Annotated in this window: 7 protein-coding genes; 4 read left to right on the forward strand and 3 right to left on the reverse strand. The window is 63.3% G+C overall.

What is annotated here, in order from left to right; all coding sequences use genetic code 11:
* Positions 1 to 345: 345 nt before the first annotated feature.
* The 3 genes from P6U31_RS35735 to P6U31_RS35745 all read left to right on the forward strand — a co-directional run bounded on the left by P6U31_RS35735 (position 346) and on the right by P6U31_RS35745 (position 2,300).
* Positions 346 to 1,110, forward strand: a complete 765-nt coding sequence (locus tag P6U31_RS35735; protein ID WP_407186277.1) for an alpha/beta fold hydrolase — start codon at positions 346 to 348, stop codon at positions 1,108 to 1,110.
* Positions 1,111 to 1,128: 18 nt separating this feature from the next.
* Positions 1,129 to 1,464 carry a hypothetical protein gene (locus tag P6U31_RS35740; RefSeq protein ID WP_407186278.1) on the forward strand — a complete coding sequence of 112 codons (336 nt, stop codon included), beginning with the start codon at positions 1,129 to 1,131 and terminating at the stop codon, positions 1,462 to 1,464.
* A 164-nt stretch (positions 1,465 to 1,628) separates the two neighbouring features.
* On the forward strand, positions 1,629 to 2,300 hold the full coding sequence (locus P6U31_RS35745; RefSeq protein ID WP_407186279.1) for a dienelactone hydrolase family protein: 672 nt from the start codon (positions 1,629 to 1,631) through the stop codon (positions 2,298 to 2,300).
* Positions 2,301 to 2,412: 112 nt separating this feature from the next.
* Here P6U31_RS35745 and P6U31_RS35750 read toward each other — a convergent pair whose 3' ends face one another.
* The 3 genes from P6U31_RS35750 to P6U31_RS35760 all read right to left on the reverse strand — a co-directional run bounded on the left by P6U31_RS35750 (position 2,413) and on the right by P6U31_RS35760 (position 4,730).
* Positions 2,413 to 3,159: a polysaccharide biosynthesis/export family protein gene (locus P6U31_RS35750; RefSeq protein WP_407186280.1), complete on the reverse strand. Its 747-nt coding sequence runs from the start codon at positions 3,157 to 3,159 to the stop codon at positions 2,413 to 2,415.
* Positions 3,160 to 3,579: 420 nt separating this feature from the next.
* The gene (msrA, locus tag P6U31_RS35755) at positions 3,580 to 4,236 is read right to left on the reverse strand and encodes a peptide-methionine (S)-S-oxide reductase MsrA (protein WP_407186281.1); all 657 of its coding nucleotides are present in this window, start codon (positions 4,234 to 4,236) and stop codon (positions 3,580 to 3,582) included.
* Between the two features lie 176 nt (positions 4,237 to 4,412).
* On the reverse strand, positions 4,413 to 4,730 hold the full coding sequence (locus P6U31_RS35760) for a hypothetical protein (protein ID WP_407186282.1): 318 nt from the start codon (positions 4,728 to 4,730) through the stop codon (positions 4,413 to 4,415).
* 380 nt (positions 4,731 to 5,110) lie between these two features.
* Here P6U31_RS35760 and rpsT point away from each other — a divergent pair, with 380 nt between their 5' ends.
* Complete coding sequence (rpsT, locus tag P6U31_RS35765; RefSeq protein ID WP_035704405.1) at positions 5,111 to 5,377, forward strand: 30S ribosomal protein S20; 267 nt, start codon at positions 5,111 to 5,113, stop codon at positions 5,375 to 5,377.
* The last annotated feature ends 1,296 nt before the right edge of the window (positions 5,378 to 6,673 follow it).

The following is a 6,673-nucleotide window of genomic DNA, read 5'->3' on the forward strand; positions in this document are numbered from 1 at the left end:
ATTCAGGCAGTTTCTTCGAGGTAACTTGGCAAGCTAGACTGAGGGGCGACGCACCTCACCCTCCCCTGGAGGGCAGGGCTAACGCATATGCGTGCGGTTGCCTGTGGCGCATCCTTCGAGACGCCCGCCTTTGGCGGGCCCTCAGGATGAGGACGGAGTGCGCGGCAGCACTTTCAACGAACCCCGATACAGTTCAGCCTCATCCTGAGGAGACCGCGAAGCGGGCGTCTCGAAGGAGAGGCGCTTGCTCGGGCCCCGCCACAAAGCCATACGCGATAGCCCTCCCCTGGAGGGGAGGGTGAAGCTAAGATCGTGACCGGAATGGTAAGGAGAGGGTCGGAAACAATGCCAAGGATCGATCGGGACGGCGTCGGGATTTACTACGAGGTTCATGGCAACGGGCCGCCATTGCTGCTCACGCACGGTTATTCCTCGACGTCGGCAATGTGGCATGGGCAGGTCGATGCGCTTTCGCAGGATCACATGCTGATCCTGTGGGACATGCGCGGTCACGGCCAGTCCGACTATCCCGACGATCCCAAGGCTTACAGCGAAGCGCTCACGGTCGGCGATATGGCGGCGATCCTCGATGCGGTCGGCGCGAGGCGCGCCGTCATCGGCGGACTGTCGCTCGGCGGCTACATGTCGCTCGCGTTCTATCGGGCCCATCCGGAGCGGGCGCGCGCGCTGCTGATCATCGACACCGGCCCGGGCTTCAAGAAGGACGACGCGCGCGAGGCCTGGAATGCGCGTGCGCTCGCCACCGCCGACAGGCTCGACCGCGAAGGCCTCGACGTGCTGAAATCCGCAACGCGCGAGCGCGCCACCGCCAGCCATCGCGACGCCAGCGGGCTGGCGCTCGCCGCACGCGGCATGCTGACCCAGCGCGACGCCCGCGTGATCGAGCTGCTGCCCGAGATCAAAGTGCCCTCGCTGATCGTGGTCGGCGCCGACGACACCCCGTTCCTCGCCGCGTCCGACTACATGGCCGCAAAAATCCCCGGCGCACAAAAGGTCGTGATCCCCGCCGCCGGACACGCCGTCAACATCGACCAGCCCCAGGCTTTTGTTGACGCGGTCGCGCCTTTCCTGAAGAACTTGCCGGGATAGGCGAACAGGGACATAGCAATGAAGCGAGCAATGTTGGCTGCGGGCGCGGTGTTGCTGTCGATGTCTGCGCAGGCCGAGCCGTTCGGCACCGTGCCGCCGCGCCGACCTTTCGTCACCACCTTGTCGAACAACATTCCGCTCGTCTTCGGCATGGACGGCGAGCAGGCCGCGCGGGCCCTCGGGCAGCCGCTGCAATATGTGCGCGGACGTCCCGGCAACGAGATCTATCTCGCGCTTCGCGACATCGGCGGCAGCGGCTTGATCCCCTACCGCCATCGCCTGTTCCTGCAATTCCGCCACGGCCGGCTGGCAGGGTGGAAGGAGGATTACGGCGAGAACTGGATGTGGGAGTGAGGAGTATCTCATGGTGAGGAGCGCCCCAGGCGCGTCTCGAACCATGAAAGCCCGGCTGCTACGTCTCGGCCTTTCATCCTACGAGACGCGCGCGAAGGGGCGCGCTCCTCAGGATGAGGGGAGAGAGCTGAATTTCGGATCGACAACCAAGAAGGACAACCCGCGTGGGACAAGACATCAAACTGACGGCGTCCGACAATTTCCAGCTCGGCGCCTATCGCGCCGATCCCGCAGGCACGCCGAAGGGCGCGGTGGTGGTGATCCAGGAGATCTTTGGCGTCAATCACCACATCCGCTCGGTCTGCGACCGTCTCGCCGGCGAAGGCTATGTCGCGATCGCGCCGTCGATCTTCGACCGGACCGCGCCGAACTTCCAGTCGGGCTATACGCCCGATGAGATCGCCGAGGCGCGCAAGTTCGTCGCCAATCCCGACTGGGCGGCGATGCTGCGCGACACCCAGGCCGCGATCGATGCGGTGAAGAGCATCGGCCCGGTCGGCATCATCGGCTTCTGCTTAGGCGGCAGCATCGCCTTCGTCGCGGCGACGCGGCTCAGCGGCCTGAAGGCCGCGATCGGCTATTACGGCGGCGCCGTCGTGCGCTTTGCGGATGAGACGCCGAAGGTGCCGACGCAGCTGCATTTCGGCGAGAAGGATGCCGGCATTCCCCTGACCGACGTCGAGACCATCAAGTCGAAGCGGCCGGACGTGGAGGTGTTCGTCTATCCCGGCGCCCAGCACGGTTTCCATTGCGACGAGCGCGCGAGCTACGACAAGGCCAGCGCCGACATCGCCTGGCCGCGCAGCATGGCATTCTTCGCGAAGTATTTGAAGTGACGCCTTGAGCGTCATTCCGGGGCGCGCGTAGCGCGAGCCCGGAATCTCGAGATTCCGGGTTCGCGACTTCGTCGCGCCCCGGAATGACGAACGGAGAGAGACGGGCTGAAATCTAAAACCAGCGCTCGCCGACGAACACGGTGTCGCCGGGATTGAGGGGGGTGCCGAGCGGCACGACGGCACGCATGGAGCCGCCATTCTCGGTGTGCGTGACGGTGACCACGTCGCGCTTGGCGCGCGGCGAGAAGCCGCCGGCGATTGCGACCGCGCTCTCGACCGTCATGTTCGGCACGTAAGGATATTGGCCGGGCGCGGTGACTTCGCCGAGAATGAAGAACGGGCGATAGGCCTCGATCTCCACCGCGACCGAGGGCTCGCGGATGTAGCCGTTGCGCAGCCGCGCGGCGATCTCGCCGGCAAGGCCTGCGGTGGTGCGGCCGCGCGCCGGCACCGCGCCGATCAGCGGCATGGTGATGGAGCCGCCGGCGTCGATGGCATAGCTGTTGGTGAGGCCTTCCTGGCCGTAGACCACGACGCGCAGCTTGTCACCGGCATCGAGATGGTAGGAGGCGTCATAGCGCACCGGCGCCGGCATCGGCGCGGCGTAGCCGACCGGCATGGGTGCGGGCGAGGCGGCAAAGGAATTGCGCAGCGCGCCGATGGCGCCGCCACCGTCGGCAACGGCGACCGGCTGCGGCGCGCTGTAGGGCTGGCCATAGGCCATGGAGTCGAGATCGGGACGGGGCTGCATCACTGCGACGGGACCGGCCGTCTGCATGCAGCCGCCAAGGGTCAGCGCGGCGGACGCTGCCAGGGCCACTGCCGAGATCGTCGATCGAAACGCGCGTGCAACTGGCACCAGACCCATCCCTCGAAACGAGACGGCTCCAGTGATGCACCGGTTATGGTTAATAAAGGGTTGAGCGGCACCCTCCCCTGGAGGGCTACCGCATATGAGAGTGATGTCGCGTGCAGCCATCCTTCGGAGACGCCCGCCGTTGGCGGGCCCTCAGGATGAGGACCGAGTGCACGGCAGCGCTTTCGAAGGACACCGATACAGTTCAGCCTCATCCTCAGGATGAGGACGGAGTGCGTTTCGCTGGTTTCGACGGGCTCCGATGCCGCTTAGCCTCATCCTGAGGAGACCGCTGAAAGCGGTCGTCTCGAAGGACGAGGCGCGCGCTCAGCTCGTGCAAAGAGCCACATGCGATTCCCCTGCCTGGAGGGGGAGGGTAAGAATGCACACGCCGCGACCACATCGTCGCGGCGAAGATTTCGCTTACGCGCTCACGCCAACTCCGATCGGGCAGGACACGCCGGTGCCGCCCAAGCCGCAATAGCCGGCGGGGTTCTTCGCCAGATATTGCTGATGGTAGTCCTCGGCGAAATAGAATTCTCCCGCCGGCGCGATCTCTGTGGTGATGGTGCCGAGACCTTTGGCTGCGAGCGCCTTCTGATAGAGCGCCTTCGATTCGTCGGCCGCTTTCTTCTGCGCATCGGAATAGGTGTAGATCGCGCTTCGGTACTGCGTGCCGACATCGTTGCCCTGACGCATGCCCTGCGTCGGGTTGTGGCTCTCCCAGAACGTCTTCAACAGCTGCTCGTAGGAGATCTTGCCCGGATCGAACACGACCAGCACCACTTCGGTGTGGCCGGTGCGGCCCGAACAGGTCTCTTCATAGGTCGGGTTCGGCGTGTGGCCGCCGGCATAGCCGACGGCGGTGATGTAGATGCCGTCGCCGAGCTGCCAGAATTTGCGCTCGGCGCCCCAGAAGCAGCCGAGCCCGAACACCGCCTGCTCAAAGCCGGCGGGATAAGGCGGCTTGAGCTTGCGGCCGTTGACGAAATGGGTGGTCGCGGTCGGAATGGCCTGCGCACGGCCGGGCAGCGCCTCAGCTGCGCTCGGCAACGCGGTGGTCTTGCGCATGAACAGCATAATGGGATCTCCGGGGGCGAGCCGTCCGTCGCCTAAGCCAGATGCTCACGCGGCGTGCTCGCAATCAGGTGGGAATATAGGGCTCTACGCTGGCGGGGGCAGCCTTGTTACGCCGCGCGCCGCGCAGCGCGATTCCGGCGGGAATTGAAAGCTCAATCCCGGCGGGAATTGAAAGCTCAATCCCGGGAATAGCCGATCAGCGGTTTCCGCGGCCGGAACAGGATCATCAGGAGGATGCCGAGAATGCCGAGGACGGCGAAGACCGGCTGATCCAGCAGCAGGCGGATCACCGAGGTCCAGAGCCAGGGCGCCTTGGCCTCGACCCAGGTGCGGAAGGCCGCCTGGCTGGCCTGATTGATGTCGTTCCAGAACTGGCCGAACCGGGTGAACTTGAGGGTCTGGTCAGCCACCCAGCGGGCGCCGTCATAGACCATGAAGATGAACCCGCCGGCGAGCAGCAACAGCCCAATCAGTCGGAAAAACCCGCGGATCATGCCTCACCTTATATGGTCGTCCGATCGGAGGACCCAAACAGAACGCCGCCAGCCAATAGCCGGGCGACGGCAGAAATTCAACCTGTTCAGGGCGTTACGGCGCTCCAGAAGGCGTCTTGGCCCCGCTTTTCCAGGCTGGAAAGCGTTGACGGTGCCGAAGACCCTCTCTATAAGGGCGCCAACTGGCGGTGGGCGCAATCCTGCCGCCGCTGTTCTTTGAGCAGTCGCAGGCCCTTCGAGCTTAGAGGCTCTTGGCGGCCTCGTGTTCCCGGGACAGCCCAGCAACCGAACACCCTAAATCCGAGCGTCGATTACGCGGTCAAGCAAGCCGGCGCTACCCGACCAAGACGCGACCGGTACCCGCAAAGGATATTGAGACCATGGCCAATACCACTTCCGCCAAGAAAGCGACGCGCAAGATCGCCCGCCGCACCGCCGTCAACAAGTCGCGCCGCACCCAGATGCGCGGTGCCGTGCGGACCGTCGAGGAAGCCATCAAGACCGGCGACCGCGCCGCCGCCGTGAAGGCGCTCGCGACCGCCGAGCCCGCCCTGATGCGCGCCGCCCAGCGCAACATCATTCACAAGAACAACGCCAGCCGCAAAGTCTCGCGGCTCACCGCGCAGATCGCCAAGCTCGCCAAGTAACGCGCCAGCAACGGCGGAGCATCGGTCGACCGATCGATCGAACATCGCATGCGTCAAACAGCCCGGCATCGCGCCGGGCTTTTTTGTTGCCTGTCATATTCGCGCAAGCCGTCACACCGCGATCGATCTTCGGTTGGAAGACGCGCACTTCGAAGACGCGAGCCTGGAAGACGTGACATCAGAAGACTTGCACCGCCTGCGCTATCGTTCGTCCGTAGTTCTACCTGCCGATGTCTTGCAACAGCGGAAACTTCACTGCGTTGCAAAAACCCCTGTGCCGCGGGGCTAAGATGAATTCGTGCGCGCAAGAGTTCTACACACCGTAGATTCACCGGAACGTGTGCCGCAGTGGAGTTACCCTGTGAAACGAGACTCAAAAAACGATGTCTCGCTAATCACTTATCGACATAGCGAGCGCAAGCATTTGGAAAATTCGCCGACACATCCGGCGCATGAAGAATTTGTAAAATTTTTTTTAGCAGTGACTGAGAATTGTCACATGATGCCCGGCCTTCTCGATTCTGTGCACGAATCCAAAAACTTGCTTCGGAGCCTGTGAACAACCCGCGCGCGGCGTTAACCGAGGTCAAGTTTTTTGACGCCTCAAGTGTGAATCAATTTCGTTGCGAGTCTTTCCGCTTAGTGTATTCCTTAAGTCGTCAGCGGCGCCCACGATCTTCAGACCAGCGCGGTTTAGGAAACGGGGCGAGCGTGCAAATCGGCGGCGATGGGCACGTAGGCGACGCTTCAAAAAGTGATGTCGGTTCAAAACCCACAGCAATGTGGGAATGGTAGCTCTTTGTCTGAATGTCTCCAAGCGGGATTTGAGTGATCCTGCGCGCCAAGGCGCACAAGAGAGATGTCGCGAAGCTACCCCGACCCGCATGGGGGCGAAGTCGAGCGGACGACTAGTATACGGGCAGGCATCCGCGACATCCATGCGCGGCTGTCTTTTGGACACGCAGGACCTTGTCGTGCGCAATCACGGCAGGACGGGGAGGTATCATGTCTTACGGACTCAACGCGGTATTGAAGCTCGCCCTCTATTCGAACGATGCCGGTTTAGATCAGTCCGACCTCCAGCCTCCCGCGTGTGACCGAGCGCCAAGTACGCGCTGACCTCGCGAACCCTCCATCTCCGACATCGCTGACCGGACGCGGCGTTCTCGCCGAGCGGCGGAGCCATGTCTGACGATGGACTCGCTCTGAGGTCGCCCCATGACAGAAACCCTGGCGGCAGGAACTCTGCATGGTGCTCACCACGCAACTAAATCTCTCAAGAGAAGTTTTCTGACG

The sequence above is a fragment of the Bradyrhizobium centrosematis genome (genome assembly GCF_045571495.1).
In the GTDB taxonomy this organism is placed as follows: domain Bacteria; phylum Pseudomonadota; class Alphaproteobacteria; order Rhizobiales; family Xanthobacteraceae; genus Bradyrhizobium; species Bradyrhizobium centrosematis.

Bases quoted from the DNA above. Each gene is read 5' to 3' on its own strand.
- msrA (WP_407186281.1), bottom strand. From the start codon at position 4,236: ATGCTGTTCATGCGCAAGACCACCGCGTTGCCGAGCGCAGCTGAGGCG.
- P6U31_RS35740 (WP_407186278.1), top strand. From the start codon at position 1,129: ATGAAGCGAGCAATGTTGGCTGCGGGCGCGGTGTTGCTGTCGATGTCT.
- rpsT (WP_035704405.1), top strand. From the start codon at position 5,111: ATGGCCAATACCACTTCCGCCAAGAAAGCGACGCGCAAGATCGCCCGC.
- P6U31_RS35735 (WP_407186277.1), top strand. From the start codon at position 346: ATGCCAAGGATCGATCGGGACGGCGTCGGGATTTACTACGAGGTTCAT.
- P6U31_RS35760 (WP_407186282.1), bottom strand. From the start codon at position 4,730: ATGATCCGCGGGTTTTTCCGACTGATTGGGCTGTTGCTGCTCGCCGGC.